Here is a 13,804-nt window from a genome sequence, read left to right on the forward strand (position 1 = left end):
GGCGAGGACGATCCTCTCCGTCATGGTAAGGATGGGCCGAAGAACGGAGGTGGCGTGATTGAATGACGAGCGTACACGAGCGGCTGTCGAGCGGCCGAGGATATTGATCGTCGAGGACGATCGTCAGATCGCCGAAATGCTGCGCGACAGTCTTGTCGAGCAGGGCATGGATGCGGAGTTCGCGGGCGATGGCGCAGCGATGGACGCGAAGATGCGTGTCATGCCCTTCGATCTCGTTGTCCTCGATGTCATGCTGCCTGGCGAAGATGGCCTCAGTCTCTGCCGGCGCCTGCGTGTCGGCGGCGGCATCCCGATTCTGATGCTGACGTCCTTGAGCACCGACATCGATCGGATCGTCGGGCTGGAAATCGGCGCAGACGATTATGTCACCAAGCCCTTCGTTCTGCGTGAACTTCTGGCCCGGATCAAAGGCCTCCTGCGCCGGTCGGCATTGTCAGCGCAGAGGGAGGTAAGGCCGGCCCACAGGCTTTTGCGCTTCGATGGCTGGCGGATCGATCCTGCCCGGCGTCAGGTTCACGATCCGGACCAGGCCAGGATTGCCATGACGACCCATGAGTTCGATTTGCTTTTGGCCTTTTGCCGCAATGCCGGCCGGGTTTTGACCCGCGAGCAGCTGCTTGCGGTGACCCATGCCGGTCTTGCCGGCCCGATCGAGCGCAGCATCGATGTCCATATCAGCCGGCTCAGGCAGAAAATCGAGAAGGATCCTCGCGATCCGCTCCTCATCAAGACCGTCCGTCTCGGCGGCTACGTCTTTACTGCGCAGGTGGAAGAGGCTGATGTTTAATCGCCTGCGTCGTGTCACGATGACAGTCCGAGGTCAGATCACCATCATCATTCTGGTGGCGCTGGTGACGATTGTCACCATGGGCGATGCGGTGGAGCGGTGGGCCAGAGAAGATCTTGCCGCTCCGGATCTCGAAAACATCGCCGACAAGCTCAACGCTATCGCCGGGCTGCTTGGACCCGCCTCGCCTGAAGATCGGCAGATCATCCTCGCCAATGCACGTCGCGCCGGCTGGGAGATCGAACTCACGCCGACGGCGACCGCGAACCGGTTTACACAGTCTTCGAGCCGTCAGAGCTTCCTGGACATCGTCGCTGCCCGGTTGTTTCCGCCAGACAACGAGCCGCCATTGGGTGGCTGGCAAACCTTCCTCGATGACCGGCGCGTGATTGCCGCGCGCGTCGACGACGACACGATCGTCATCACCTCGGGCTTTCCGGATTCCATGCTGAGCAGTGCGTTCCTCGGACGCGGCCCCTATTACTTCGTCGCCTTCTTCGTATTGATCGGCTTTTTCTTCATATTCGCGATCAGGGTGATTACGGAACCCCTACAACGTATTGCCCACGTGGCGGCGGTGTCCGATATCACCAGCGGTTCTCCTGTCTTCGAGGAGAGGGGAACGGTCGAGATCGTTGCATTGGCCCGGGCATTGAACGGCATGCGCCGGCGGATCCGTCTGATGATCGAAGCCCGCACCCGCATGCTGCGCGGCATCGGTCACGATCTGCGCACGCCGCTGACGCGGCTGAAGCTGCGTGTGGAGCGGATGGGGGAGAGCGGCCAGAAGGACGCCCTGCTGTCCGACATCGATCGGATCGAGAACCTGCTCGTCGAGAGCCTGAATTATCTTCGAAACGACTATGCGACCGAGGCGATCGAACTCGTTGACGTCGCAAGCATCCTGCAGACGGTCTGCAGCGAGTTTGCCGATATCGGCCACGCCGTCCGATACAATGGCCCGAACAGGCTTCTTGCCAGATGCCGACCGCTTTCCATCACCCGCGCAATCACCAATCTTTGCGATAACGCCGTTAAATTTGCAGGCAGGGCCGAGGTGACGATGGCCGAACGGCCGGAAACCGTACTGATCATTGTCGACGATGATGGCCCGGGCATTCCGCAGGAGCTTCGAGAGCGGGTACTGGAGCCTTTCTTCAAATCGGACCAGTCTCGCGCCGGAGGTGGCTTCGGCCTCGGTCTGTCGATCGTCGCAGACATTATTCAATCCCACCAGGGCACCTTGGAACTGCGCCAGCGCAGTCCGCACGGTCTCAGCGTTGCCGTGGCGATACCAAAATGAAAGGGCGAGCGGCCGGCTGGCTTTCGAAGGTTCTGCAGATCTTCACAGTGCGAAAGCAATCGCAGCCGGTACTCCAGGCAATCTCGTAGTCCCGCCTACCATTATCCCGCCGGCCGGGCTTCTTTGCCAGCATCTGATACGAACGCCATGATAAGAACCAGTCTTTAGCAGACGCGCCGGCAACGGTTCCACCTAAAGGCGTGGGAAATGCGCGCGCAGCCATTGCCCTTCGCGCGCGCAGCGCCATCTGACTGTTCCTGGCAGCAGTTTCACAGGGAGAGGCAGATGGCATCGAACGAGGACCGCATCAGGCAGCGCGCTTACGAGATCTGGGAGCAGGAAGGTAGGCCAGACGGCGAGGACCTGAAGCATTGGCTTCAGGCCTTTCAGGAAATCGCCGCCAACATCGAGGCGGATGGCCAGTCTGCCAAGAAGCCTCGCGCGCAAAAGACTGCGACGGCAGAGGCTCCGGTGAAGCCCAAAGGCGCTGCGAAGGCCAAGGGCGGTGCCCAGAGCGCTCCGACGACGACCCCACCCCCGAAGCCCACCAAGGCATCCCGGAGTGTCACCAGGCACTGACACGACCTGGGAAGTGATAGGCCGATCCGAAGTGCGCATAATGCGTTTGTGCTGACCACTTCCGGGAAAGAGTGCTTGCACTTGCGCTTGCCGTGGCTTGTCGTTTCGAATTCAGTTTGAACGATGAACCTGTTCCTGTGGCGCATTGCATTCGCCAAATCGTTACGATGGCGAAGCGAAATCGGCAGTCAGCACCGCGTCCTTCAGGGCCCGGGAGTATGCGTGCTGCGGATTGTCGAGGACCCTGCGTGCCTCGCCCTGTTCGACGATCTCGCCTTTGCGCATGATGATGATGCGGTCGCTGATATAATAAGCGGTGGCAAGATCATGGGTGATGTAGACGATCGAAAGCCCAAGCTCATGTTTCAATTGTTCGAAGAGATTGACGATTGCCATGCGCAGTGACGCATCGACCATGGATACCGGCTCGTCGGCGATCAGTAGGCGTGGCTGCGGGATCAGGGCACGAGCGATTGCAGCCCGCTGTAGCTGACCACCGGAGAGTTCATGCGGAAACCGGCCTTTTACCTCTTCAAGACTGAGGCCGACGTGATGGAGAGCCTGGTCGGCCAGCCGTTCGATCTGCTGCCGATCCGGCTTGGCCCCGCCAACCGAAAAGTTCCGCGCAGTTTCGAAAAGGTAGCGATCGACGCGCTTGAGCGGGTTGAAGGCTTCGAATGGGTTCTGCAGGACTGGCTGCACTTCCCTCATGAAGGCGCGGCGCTCGGCCTTGCCGTGAAGAGCGACCGCTTTCTCGCGGAATTGGAGTTCGCCTTGCGTGGGCGCCGTCTGTCCGAGGATCATCGCTGCGATCGTTGATTTTCCGGAACCCGATTCTCCGACGATGGAGAGAATCTCTGGCTCGCTGCCGATTTCAAAGCTGACATCCTTGACCGCCACGATCTGCCGCCGGCCAAGCATGCCGCCCTGACGGTAGATCTTCGTGACATGAGAGAGAGTGAGAAGAGCGTTCAAGCCTGATCTCCCGTCACCGCAAAGCAAGCCACTCGCCGATCCGGCTCAACTGTGATCATCGGTGGGACCTTCTGCGAGCAGATGTCCATTCGCTTCGGACAGCGCGGATGAAACCGGCAGCCGTCGGGCGGCATGGCAAGGTTCGGCGGGCGTCCCTCGAGCGAAGGCCGGGCCTTCGCATCACCGATGCTTGGCAGGCTGGCCACCAGATGCTGCGTGTAAGGGTGCAGCGGCAGGGCGAAGAGCTTGCGGGTCGGCGCTTCCTCGACGAGGCGACCGGCGTAGACGATGCCGACGCGGTCTGAAACCGTCGCATGCACACCCATGTCATGGGTGACGAACAAGAAGGAAGAGCCTATCTCGCGCTGGATTTCGCCGATCATCGACAGAACGTCACGCTGGACGATGACGTCGAGCGCCGTCGTCGGCTCGTCGGCAATGATGAATTCGGGTGTCAGGATCGTCGCAAGCGCGATCGTCATACGTTGGCGCATGCCGCCGGAGAGCTCGTGCGGATAGGCTTCGAGCAGATGCGGATCAAGCTTCAGTCTCTCAAGATGCGATCCGACTTTTGTGAAGAACTCATTCTTGCCGACCTTCATGTGACGGAAGGCGAAATCGGTAAAGGAGTGATGGATGCGCCGAACCGGGTTCAGCACATTCATCGATGCCTGCATGATATAGGACAGGTGCAGCCAGCGAAGCGCCATACGTTCGTCCGGCGTCATCGCATACATGTCCTGCGTGCCACCGCCAAAATGGAAGACCACCTTGCCCGATACGACCTTGAGCGGTGGCCGGATGGCGCCGGCAATCGTCTTGATCAAGGTTGTCTTGCCACTGCTGGATTCGCCGGCGATCCCATAGATCTCACCGCGCCGGATCGTCAGGGTAATGTCGTCGACGGCGCGCACCTCCCGGTCGACGCCGTAAAGGAAGGCGCGGTAATAGGCTTTCAGGTTCTGGACTTCGACCAAAGCATCCATGGCTAACCTCCCATCCGGTTCAGCCGGCTGCGCGGGTCATTGTATTCGTTCATCGACATGGACAGGAGAAACAGCGCCAGGAAGAGAACGACGATGACGGCAACGGGTGCAGCCACCCACCACCAGGTGCCGGCGATGAGCGCCGAATGGGCGTTGGCCCAGTAGATCATCATGCCCATGGTCGGCGTCTCGATATCGGTGAAGCCGAGCACCGACAGGGTGATCTCCATCCCGATCGACCAGATCATGTTGTTCATCGTGGTGGCGAAGACGATCGGCAGAACATAGGGGAGGTGCTCTTCAACGAGGATCTTGCTCATGCTCATCCCGGAGTAGACGCTTTGGGTGGTGAAGGGTCTCGTCTTCAGACCGATTGCGACCGAACGAATAAGACGGGCGTCGTAGGACCAGCCGAGCGAGGCCATTATGACGATCAGCGCCACCCAGGTCATGTTGTCCTTCAGCACGAAATAGAAAAGGATCAGCAGCGGAAATTGCGGGATGACCATGACGCTGTCGTTGATCGCCATCAGAACTCGGTCGACCGTGCCGCCGGCATAACCGGCGACTAGGCCGACAACCAGCGAGATGATGCGCGAGAGAAAGGCGACGCCGATGCCGAAATAGAGGGTGTTGCGAAGGCCGGTCGTCAACTGCCAGAAAACGTCCTGGCCGCGCGATGTCGTGCCGAGCCAATATTCGCCGTCCGGCGGCATGTCGGGCGGCAAGAGATAGATGTCGGTCGCGCCATAGGGCGAGAAATAGGACAGGATCACCAATCCGACGATGACGGCAAAGAGCATCAAGCCGCAGAGAAATTCCATGTTCTGGCGCGCGAGGTCGCGGATGATCGTAAACATGCTCTATTCCACCTTGATGCGCGGATCGATCAGCGGGCTCAGAATGTCGATGATGAACACGGCGGCAGCAACGCCGACGATCGACAATGCGCTGAGGCCGAGGACCAGGCTGTAGTCGCCGGCATGCACTGCCGAGATCAGCAGGTTTCCGATACCGGGATAGCCGAAGACGATCTCTGTGATGACGGTGCCGTTGAAGATCCCGCCGAGTGACATGGCAAGCCCAGTGAATTGCGGCACCATGGCATTGCGGGCGATGTAGGAGCGGAGGATTTTCCGCTTCGGAACGCCGCCGAGCTCGGCGAAGACGACGTAATCGTCGGTGATGATGTTGGAAACAAGCGCGCGCATCCCGATCAGCCAGCTGCCGGCCCCGACCAGGATCAGCGACAAGGCCGGCAGGATGGAATGTTCCAGGATATCGAGGACGAGCGCGAAGGAGAGATCCAGATTGGTGTTCATCTCGTAGCCGCCGGTGATTGGCAGCACCGGCCAGAGATAGCCGAACAGAATGAGAAGCACGAAGGCGAGAATATAATAGGGAATGGGAAGCAGGGCGATAAAGACGAGGCTGACGGCCTTCAGCACCATATCCTTCCTGTAATAGCCGGCGAGCGCGCCGATCGCATTTCCGAGCACGAAGGTGATCAGGGTGGACACCGTCATCAGCCCGATGGTCCAGGGCAGTGACCGCAGAATGATGGTGGAGACAGGTGTGGGAAAAGCCGAGAGCGAGGGGCCGAGATCACCGGTCGCAAGCCGCAGCCAAAAATGCAGATATTGCTGCCAGATCGAACCCTCCATTCCATAGAGCTCTCGCAGCGACTGACGCATCAGTTCGATCGCATTCGGATCGGATTGCCCCATCTGCGTGATGGCGCCTATGCTTTCTTCGACCGGATCGATCGGGGTCAGGTGGGTGACGAAGAATGTTATGGTCACCCCAAGAAATACGACGAGCAGAAACTGACCGAACCGCTTCAGCACAAAGATCAGATAGGACGTCATAGAGCAGTGGTTCCTCTCTGGTTCCCTTTCGAAAGGATCGACGAGCATGGCAGCTGCGGCACATGCCCGTCGATAGGGGGCCGGCGCGACACGGCCGCGCCGGCGTTGGGGAGGATTATTTCGGTTGAGCCGGTTTCAGTTTGACCATCATCAGCCTCGAATTCGCCCAATTCGGCACCGGGTCGGTATAGGGGTCTGATATCGTCGGATAACCGGTCCAATAAGTCGTATCCATCGAGGTGAAGACGTTATAGGACATCAGCGGGATCGTCGGCATGTCGCGGGCGACCAGCTTCAGATAATCGTTGCCGAGCTCGATGCCCTTCGGATCGTCGGCGCTGATGCCGCGGATGCTTTCGATGATCTTATCGAGCTCCGGATTGCTCCAACGCTGCCAGTTGCGCGGCGGCTGATTGTCACCTTTCTTTGCCACGAATTGCGAGTGCCAGCTGTCGAGGAAGAAGGACAGGTCGGGATCGCCGCCCCAGGTCTCGACGCTCCAGGCAATCGCCACCTGGAAATCGCCGGGCTGCAGCGCAACCTGCCACAGTTTCGCAACGGGCACGGCTTTTGCGTCGATGCCGAAAGAAGCCCATTGCTGTGCGATGAGCGTGCCCGCCCGGGTGAAGACGGAGCGCGTGTCGCCCTCAACCGTCATCCGGATCTTGAACGGCTGGCCATCGGGGGTCATCCATTTGCCGCCAGTTTTCTTGAAGCCGGCTTTTTCCAGAAGTTCGGCTGCTGCCTGCGGATCCGGTTTCCACCAGCCATAGCCGAATGCCGTGGTGATCGCCGCCGGATCGGTCGGGATCTGGTCCTTGAACTTCGGCTGCTTGCGCAGGATATCGGCAACCTGTTGTCCGATCGTCGGATCATAAGGTTTGATCTTCCGTTTGCCGGTATCGATCTCGAAATTCTTCAGCCAGTCCTGCATCGGCGCCTGGTAGTCTTTCATCGTGGCTGCCGTCGGCGGTACGCCGAGGGCCGACAGCGTGGCAGCGCCGCGGTAGCTCGCCATGTCTACAGCCTTGATGTCGATCAAAAGGGCAAGCGCCCAGCGGACATCGGGATTGGCAAAAGCCGGATCCTGGGTATTGAAGATCACTGCCGGAAGTGTCGGATCCGGATGGGCGAAAGGAAAGCCAGGGAACCAGGTCTCGACCGACTTGGACTTCTCCTTAAGGGTAAACATGCCCTCGGGCGTATTGTCATGAATGATATCGAGATTATGCTCGAGCTGCGCGATGGTGCGTTTATCTGGCGGGCCTGGATCGACATAGGTCACATATTTCGGGGCCGGCTCGCCGAAGCGCGCAAGCGATGTTCGCTGCCAGTCGTCACGCTTTTCCCAGGTATACCATTGGCCCTGGGGGTCATAGGCCTTGAGCTTGTAAGCGCCAAGGGAAACCGGGTTGGCGAAATCATAGCGAAGCGGATCGGCCACCTTCTCGAAGACATGCTTGGGCATGATCCAGGCACCGTTCCAGCGGACGGTGAAGATCGCATGGAAACGGGAGTTGGGCTTCTTCAGCTTGAAGACGACCGTATAGGGATCGGTCGCTTCAACGCTCGCCACCTGCACGGAAAAGGCAGCACTCCAGACCATGCCGGGATGGTCCATCTGTGTCTTGACCGTATAGACGAGGTCGTCGGCGGTGAATTCCACGCCGTCGCTCCAGTAGAGCCCCTTGCGCAGCTTCACCGTCATTTCGGTGAAGTCGGCATTATATTGCGGCTTGTCGGCGGCAAGGGAATTGTCCCAAGGCGAGCCGCCGAGACCTTTTTCCGGATCGATGTACCAGAGCGTGTCCATGGTCAACTGCTGCAGGCCGGTTGAAACGCCGCCACCGCCGTTGACCCAAATATTGAACCAGCCGGGATTCTTGATCGTGCCTTCCGGGTTTTCGACGATGAGAGTGTCCTTCCGGGGCAAGGATTTATAGTCATCCGCCTTAGCCGCGGCCATCAGGCCGAGCGTCGCCAAGGCGACGCCGAATGCAAGCTTCTTCCAATGCTGCATTTTCTCCTCCCTTTGAATGCGACGAGAGCGCGGCCGCAATGGACGCAAGGGACGTCGCGGTTTTGGGGTTCGCAGCGGCATCGGGACTTGCACTTTTCAGGTCCGATGCTTCTGCGAACCATTCCTCCGGCTCGGCTGCCTCCTCGCAGCGAGCGGATATTCTCCAGGCCAGCACGAGAGCGATGGCCGGAAAGATCTCAGATCGACAGCCGGATTACGCTGTAAGACTGAGGCTTCAGGCTCGCGCGCAATCTGCCGTCCTCGATTTTCGCGTTTTCGACTTTGATCGGGACGACAGCCTCCGGCTGCCGTGCGGTATTGACCGCTTGCAAATCAGGATGCGTCATCTCCACCTGCTCAAGCACACGGGCATCGGTAAAGCCGTCCAGCCGGGCGTCGAGATCAAGCGCGCTTTGCGGATGACGGTTGACGACAAAGAAGGTCAGCGTCTGGCCGTCATCGGAAAGGACCGCTGATGCGTCGAGGTAGGGGACGTCGTCCGCTTCGTCGCAGTCATAGGTCGGCCCGTCGGCGATGAGCTGCAAGGCAGAGCCACGGCCGTATTTCGATGCGAAATAGAAAGGGTAATAGATCGTCTGACGCCAGGCCGGACCACCATTCTCGGTCATGATCGGAGCGATGACGTTGACGAGCTGGGCGATGCAGGCGATGCGCACGCGGTCCGAGCGACGGATGAAGGTGTTGAGAATACCGCCGACCTGCAGGACGTCCTCGAAATTATAGACATCCTCCAAAAGATGCGGCGCATCCGGCCATTCGTTCTTTGCCAGGATATCCTTGTCCTGCTGGTTGGAATGATACCACACATTCCATTCGTCGAAGGAAATGCCGATCGTCTTCTTCGACCGCTTCTTTGCCTTGATATAGTCGATCACGCCGCCGATGGTGGTGATGTAGCGGTCGAGTTTGGTTGTGCGGGCAAGGTAATTGAGCGTGTTCTTCTCGCGGTTTGCGAAATACATGTGCAGGGAAATATAGTCGGCGCTGTCATAGCATTCGTTAAGGACCTGCGCTTCCCAGTCCGGATAGGTCTCCATGTCGGAATGCGATGAGCCGCAGACCACCAGCTCCAGCGACTTGTCGAAATTCCGCATGGCCTTTGCCGTTTCGTCGGCGAGCCGGCCATATTCATGCGCCGACTTGTGTCCAACCTGCCAGGGGCCATCCATTTCGTTGCCGAGGCACCACAATTTGACCTTATGGGGCGTTTCCCAACCATGCTTGCGACGCAGGTCAGACCAATAGGTGCCGCCGGGATGGTTGCAGTATTCGAGGAAATTGCGGGCCGAATCCAGCCCGCGTGAGCCGAGATTGACGGCGAGCATCGGCTCGGTCTTCGCCTTCTTACACCAGTCGACGAACTCATTGACGCCGATCTGGTTGCTTTCACGGGTGCGCCAGGCAAGATCGAGACGAACAGGGCGCTCCGAACGCGGACCGATCCCGTCCTGCCAGTCGTAGGCCGAAACGAAATTGCCGCCGGGGTAACGACAGTAGGGTGTGTCGAGTTGCTTTACGAGATCGATGACGTCTTGCCGGAAGCCGTTCGCGTCGGCTGTCGGATGCCCTGGTTCGTAGATGCCGCCATAAACGGCTCTTCCGAGATGCTCAAGGAACGAACTATAGAGTCTGGGATCAATGCTCGCGACCCGAAAATCGCGATGAACAATAACGTTCGCTTTCAACGAACCCTCCCGTAAATATCGATTTCTTCGTTCTTATACAGCTATCTTGATAGCTTGAGAGCAGGGAGTCAATTGACTATCGCGTGCGTTACGCGCTGTGGGGATATCAAAAATAATTATTATTTTTCAGCATGTTATACAAAATAAACCTGCTGCGGACGCAGAAAATAATGCGATATTGAAATCACGATTGCCGATATTCACCATTAAACATAGAGCCGCATGACGATGTCGCGGCCGTAATTTCCAAACCCGCGGCCGAATATATTCACGCCGCCGGTATGACTGGCATTCTCGGCAATGCCGACCCGCAGGCGGATCGAGGAATGCTGAGCCAGCGCAAGGTCTTCAACCGTGACGTTGGAGGTCGAGACGCCGTCGATGAATGTGCCGCGTGTGGAAATGCGCCAGGTCTTCAGCTTGCCGTATTGGGAACCTTCAAGCTTCCACCAGCCAGGCGTATAGGCGCCGCGCTTGTCGCCGTAGTCGCCTGGAGAAGTCCATGTGCCGACCGGCATTCCATTGACCCAAAGCGTGATGTCGGAGGGCCAGTCCGGATTGGTGCCCGGTACTTCCGAGGACAGTTCCATCGAGAATTCGATCGCGCGCACATCCTTATTCAGGACTTTGGCATTGTTGGGGAATTTGTATTCGACAAAGCCCCTGCCGAACCACACGAGACCTGCCTGCATGCGTTGCGGATCAAGGAAATAATCGGGAACGTCGAGCAGGCCGATTACGCTTTCACTCGAGCAGAGGCCGCAAGGGGCATGAATGTCGCAACTCGTATAGAGCCCAACCGGCATCTCGACCTCGATGACGTCGTCTGCCTTGTTTACGGACTTGTCTTCAAAGCTGATGAGGATTTCGTCATAGACTGCAGAGCAGATCTTCTGGTTGCCCTTCCGGCCTTTGGCGAGGCGGGATTCAACCAGCCCCACCTCTTCCAGAATTTGAATTCCGGTTGCGACGGTTGACTGCGGCAGCGATAGCGCTCGGGCCATGTCGTTGACGTTCAGGGGACCCTTCGAGCACAATAGTTTGAGGAGTTGCAGGCGTCCTGGCGCAGCGAGAGCTTTTATAACGGTGTCGTTGACTCCGGCTTCGATCGTCAAAAACGAGCGTTCCATGATCTCTCCAGGTTGCGTCACACATGGATTTATATCGACAATCCTGATACGGGCAAGGCGGAGGAGAAGGATATCAATCGATTTCTTTGATTTTAATCCGGGCATTCGTTTAAGAGGATGAGTGGCGGCAGCCGTCTTGTCGGCGCCGAACCCACTATTCGATGCCCATAATCTCTGGAACAAAGGCGGTGATCTTGCCGTTCGATGGGGCGTCCGTCACCATGGAACCGCGTGCCAGACGCGCTGCGACTTCGCCGATCATGCGGCGCGGCGATTTGGATGTGGCAATCCTCACGGGGAGGGCGGCCGCGAGTTCCAACCCGTTGAAGCCGGCCATCAGAATATCATCGGTTCGAGAAGCCTCCATGCCGGCGAAAGCGCCTCCGGCCGCCATGTCGTCGTTGGAGTAATAGATGCAGTCGAGGTTGGGCTCGGCACGCAGCAACTCATGCGTCAGATATTTGCCGAGACCGACTGAGGAAAGGGTGTCGCCGAGCCTTTGCCCGATGAAGGTGAGCCGATGTTCGAGCAGGACGCGCTCGAAGCCGGCCTTGCGTTTTGCAGCGCGCAGGTCCCGCTCCAGCACGCTGCCAATGTACCCGAAACGCTTCCGCCCGGCGGCAATCAGTGCTCTTGCCATCTCCTCGCCTGCCTTTCCGTGTGACAGGCCGACATTGAAATCGATCGGTGTACCATCGAGATCCATGATCTGAATGACAGGAATTTCCGCGCTTCTCAGCATTTTCACCGTGTCTTCGGGCTGGTCGAGACCGGTGACGATAATGGCACTCGGCCGCCAGGACAGCATGTCTCTGATAACATCCCGTTCCTTGCGCGTGTCGTAGTCCGAGAGACCGAACACTGCCTGCATCCCCGATCCCTCAAGCCCGGTCGAAATGCCCGCGAGCACTTCCGGAAAGACAATGTTGGACATGCTCGGCACCACGACGGCGACGAGGTTGGTTCGCTGTGATGACAATGAAAGGGCGAGTTGGTTGCCGACATAGCCCAACTGCTCCGTTGCCTTCAGCACTCTCTGGCGAGTTTCGGGAGAGACATCAGGCGCGCCACGCAGCGCCCGGGACACAGTCATCTTACTCACGCCAGCGGCCGCGGCAACTTCTTCCAGAGTGGATTTGCGTATCCCCAAAGGATCCCCCCATTCGGTGCCGACATCGGCGCGTGCGCCAGTCATAAGCCTATTGCGCGAAAAGTGGAACTGGCGGCGCTTGACATACATTACCAAAATAAGGCTTGTTACCGATACCGGTATCGATAACACCGAGCCTGTGGCTGATGATTTATCTTGGAGGAAGGGCTGTGCAGGACGTGCAGACAGCAGCGGTCATCGGTCTTGGCTCGATGGGATGGGGCGCTGCCCTGTCGCTTCTGAGAGCGGGTTTTACCGTCTACGGATGTGACCTCCGGTCTGATGTGTTGCAGCGCTTTTCGGACGCGGGCGGCAAATCCTGCGAGACACCATCCGAAGCCACCGCGGAAGCCGCCGCAGTGTTCGTGTTCGTCGTCAATAGCAGCCAGGCCGAGCAAGTCTTGTTCGGGCCGGGGGGCGCGCTGGAGACGGCTCGCGCCGGCACCGTGTTTCTCCTTTGCGCTACCATGGCGCCAAGCGCCACAATTGCAATAGCCGATCGGCTGGAGGCCGCCGGCATGCTTGTCGTCGACGCGCCGGTTTCGGGCGGCCACGCCAAGGCACTTTCCGGAGAGATGGTCGTCATGGGTTCTGGCTCGCCGGAAGCTTTCGCGCGCGCAAAACCGGCGCTCGATGCGGTCGCCGGCAACGTGTTTCGGTTGGGGGACAGGCCCGGCACCGGCTCACAGGTGAAGATGATCAATCAGCTCCTCGCCGGCGTGCATATCGCGGTGACCGCCGAGGCGATGACGTTTGCGGCCAAGACCGGGATCGACCTGAAGACGCTTTACGAGGTGCTGCGGGTTTCGGCTGGCTCCTCCTGGATGTTCGAGAACCGGGGCGAACATATCGTCTCGGGAGACTATACACCGCGTTCGGCGGTGGACATCTTCGTCAAGGATCTCGGCATCGTCGCCTCTGAGGCAGACCGGGCAGGCGCTGCCACTCCGCTCGCTTCGACCGCGCTCTTGCTCTTCCGGCAGGCATCCGAAGCCGGTCTCGGCAAGGAAGATGATGCCGCCGTGGCAAAGGTCCTTGCCGAAAAGAGCGGCGTCGTCCTGCCGGGCATGACGGTTATTCGCTGACAGGCACTAGGCAAAGGAGACATGAGACTTATGTTCGATTGCTACCACCCGCAGATCATGCAAGGTAAGTTGATCTGCAGGTTGTAGTTTTGTTTGATTTTATCTGGCCGGTAGCGTTCCTGAGTATCGGTCCGAATTTTGGAAAACTTGAAGGAATAGATGGCGTTGCGCTTAGTGTGACGCGCGGAATCCGA

General features: G+C 58.7%; 12 protein-coding genes. 4 read left to right on the top strand and 8 right to left on the bottom strand.

The features are described from left to right. Window positions 1-58 precede the first annotated feature (58 nt). From FHT92_RS18845 to FHT92_RS18855, 3 genes are all read left to right on the top strand, one after another. Window positions 59-808, top strand: a complete 750-nt coding sequence (locus FHT92_RS18845) for a response regulator (protein ID WP_183748104.1) — start codon at window positions 59-61, stop codon at window positions 806-808. After that, window positions 801-2,111, top strand: a complete 1,311-nt coding sequence (locus FHT92_RS18850) for an ATP-binding protein (RefSeq protein WP_183748106.1) — start codon at window positions 801-803, stop codon at window positions 2,109-2,111. Before FHT92_RS18845 ends, FHT92_RS18850 begins: the two co-directional genes overlap by 8 nt. A gap of 285 nt (window positions 2,112-2,396) precedes the next feature. After that, entirely contained in the window at window positions 2,397-2,690 is a 294-nt protein-coding gene (locus FHT92_RS18855) for a DUF2934 domain-containing protein (RefSeq protein ID WP_183748108.1), read from the top strand. A gap of 162 nt (window positions 2,691-2,852) precedes the next feature. Here the strand turns inward: FHT92_RS18855 and FHT92_RS18860 are convergent, their stop codons facing one another. The 8 genes from FHT92_RS18860 to FHT92_RS18895 all read right to left on the bottom strand — a co-directional run bounded on the left by FHT92_RS18860 (window position 2,853) and on the right by FHT92_RS18895 (window position 12,468). After that, window positions 2,853-3,665, bottom strand: coding sequence for an ABC transporter ATP-binding protein (locus tag FHT92_RS18860; RefSeq protein ID WP_183748110.1), 813 nt, complete (start codon window positions 3,663-3,665; stop codon window positions 2,853-2,855). Continuing rightward, a complete protein-coding gene (locus FHT92_RS18865) occupies window positions 3,662-4,651 on the bottom strand; it encodes an ABC transporter ATP-binding protein (RefSeq protein ID WP_183748112.1) in 990 nt (329 codons plus the stop codon). Before FHT92_RS18865 ends, FHT92_RS18860 begins: the two co-directional genes overlap by 4 nt. Before the next feature lie 2 nt (window positions 4,652-4,653). Then, window positions 4,654-5,511 carry an ABC transporter permease gene (locus FHT92_RS18870; RefSeq protein ID WP_183748113.1) on the bottom strand — a complete coding sequence of 286 codons (858 nt, stop codon included), beginning with the start codon at window positions 5,509-5,511 and terminating at the stop codon, window positions 4,654-4,656. A 3-nt stretch (window positions 5,512-5,514) separates the two neighbouring features. After that, window positions 5,515-6,519 carry an ABC transporter permease gene (locus FHT92_RS18875; RefSeq protein WP_183748114.1) on the bottom strand — a complete coding sequence of 335 codons (1,005 nt, stop codon included), beginning with the start codon at window positions 6,517-6,519 and terminating at the stop codon, window positions 5,515-5,517. Between the two features lie 115 nt (window positions 6,520-6,634). Further along, window positions 6,635-8,539 (bottom strand): ABC transporter substrate-binding protein, encoded by a 1,905-nt coding sequence (locus tag FHT92_RS18880; protein ID WP_183748115.1) that lies wholly within the window; start codon window positions 8,537-8,539, stop codon window positions 6,635-6,637. Window positions 8,540-8,736: 197 nt separating this feature from the next. After that, window positions 8,737-10,245, bottom strand: a complete 1,509-nt coding sequence (locus FHT92_RS18885; RefSeq protein WP_183828147.1) for an alpha-N-arabinofuranosidase — start codon at window positions 10,243-10,245, stop codon at window positions 8,737-8,739. A 206-nt stretch (window positions 10,246-10,451) separates the two neighbouring features. Then, window positions 10,452-11,375 (bottom strand): ArsR/SmtB family transcription factor, encoded by a 924-nt coding sequence (locus FHT92_RS18890; protein ID WP_183828150.1) that lies wholly within the window; start codon window positions 11,373-11,375, stop codon window positions 10,452-10,454. 154 nt (window positions 11,376-11,529) lie between these two features. Beyond that, entirely contained in the window at window positions 11,530-12,468 is a 939-nt protein-coding gene (locus tag FHT92_RS18895) for a LacI family DNA-binding transcriptional regulator (protein ID WP_246735520.1), read from the bottom strand. A gap of 227 nt (window positions 12,469-12,695) precedes the next feature. Here FHT92_RS18895 and ltnD point away from each other — a divergent pair, with 227 nt between their 5' ends. Continuing rightward, window positions 12,696-13,610 (top strand): L-threonate dehydrogenase, encoded by a 915-nt coding sequence (ltnD, locus tag FHT92_RS18900; protein WP_183828156.1) that lies wholly within the window; start codon window positions 12,696-12,698, stop codon window positions 13,608-13,610. Window positions 13,611-13,804 lie beyond the last annotated feature (194 nt).

The sequence above is a fragment of the Rhizobium sp. BK377 genome, from assembly GCF_014193935.1.
Lineage (GTDB): Bacteria > Pseudomonadota > Alphaproteobacteria > Rhizobiales > Rhizobiaceae > Rhizobium.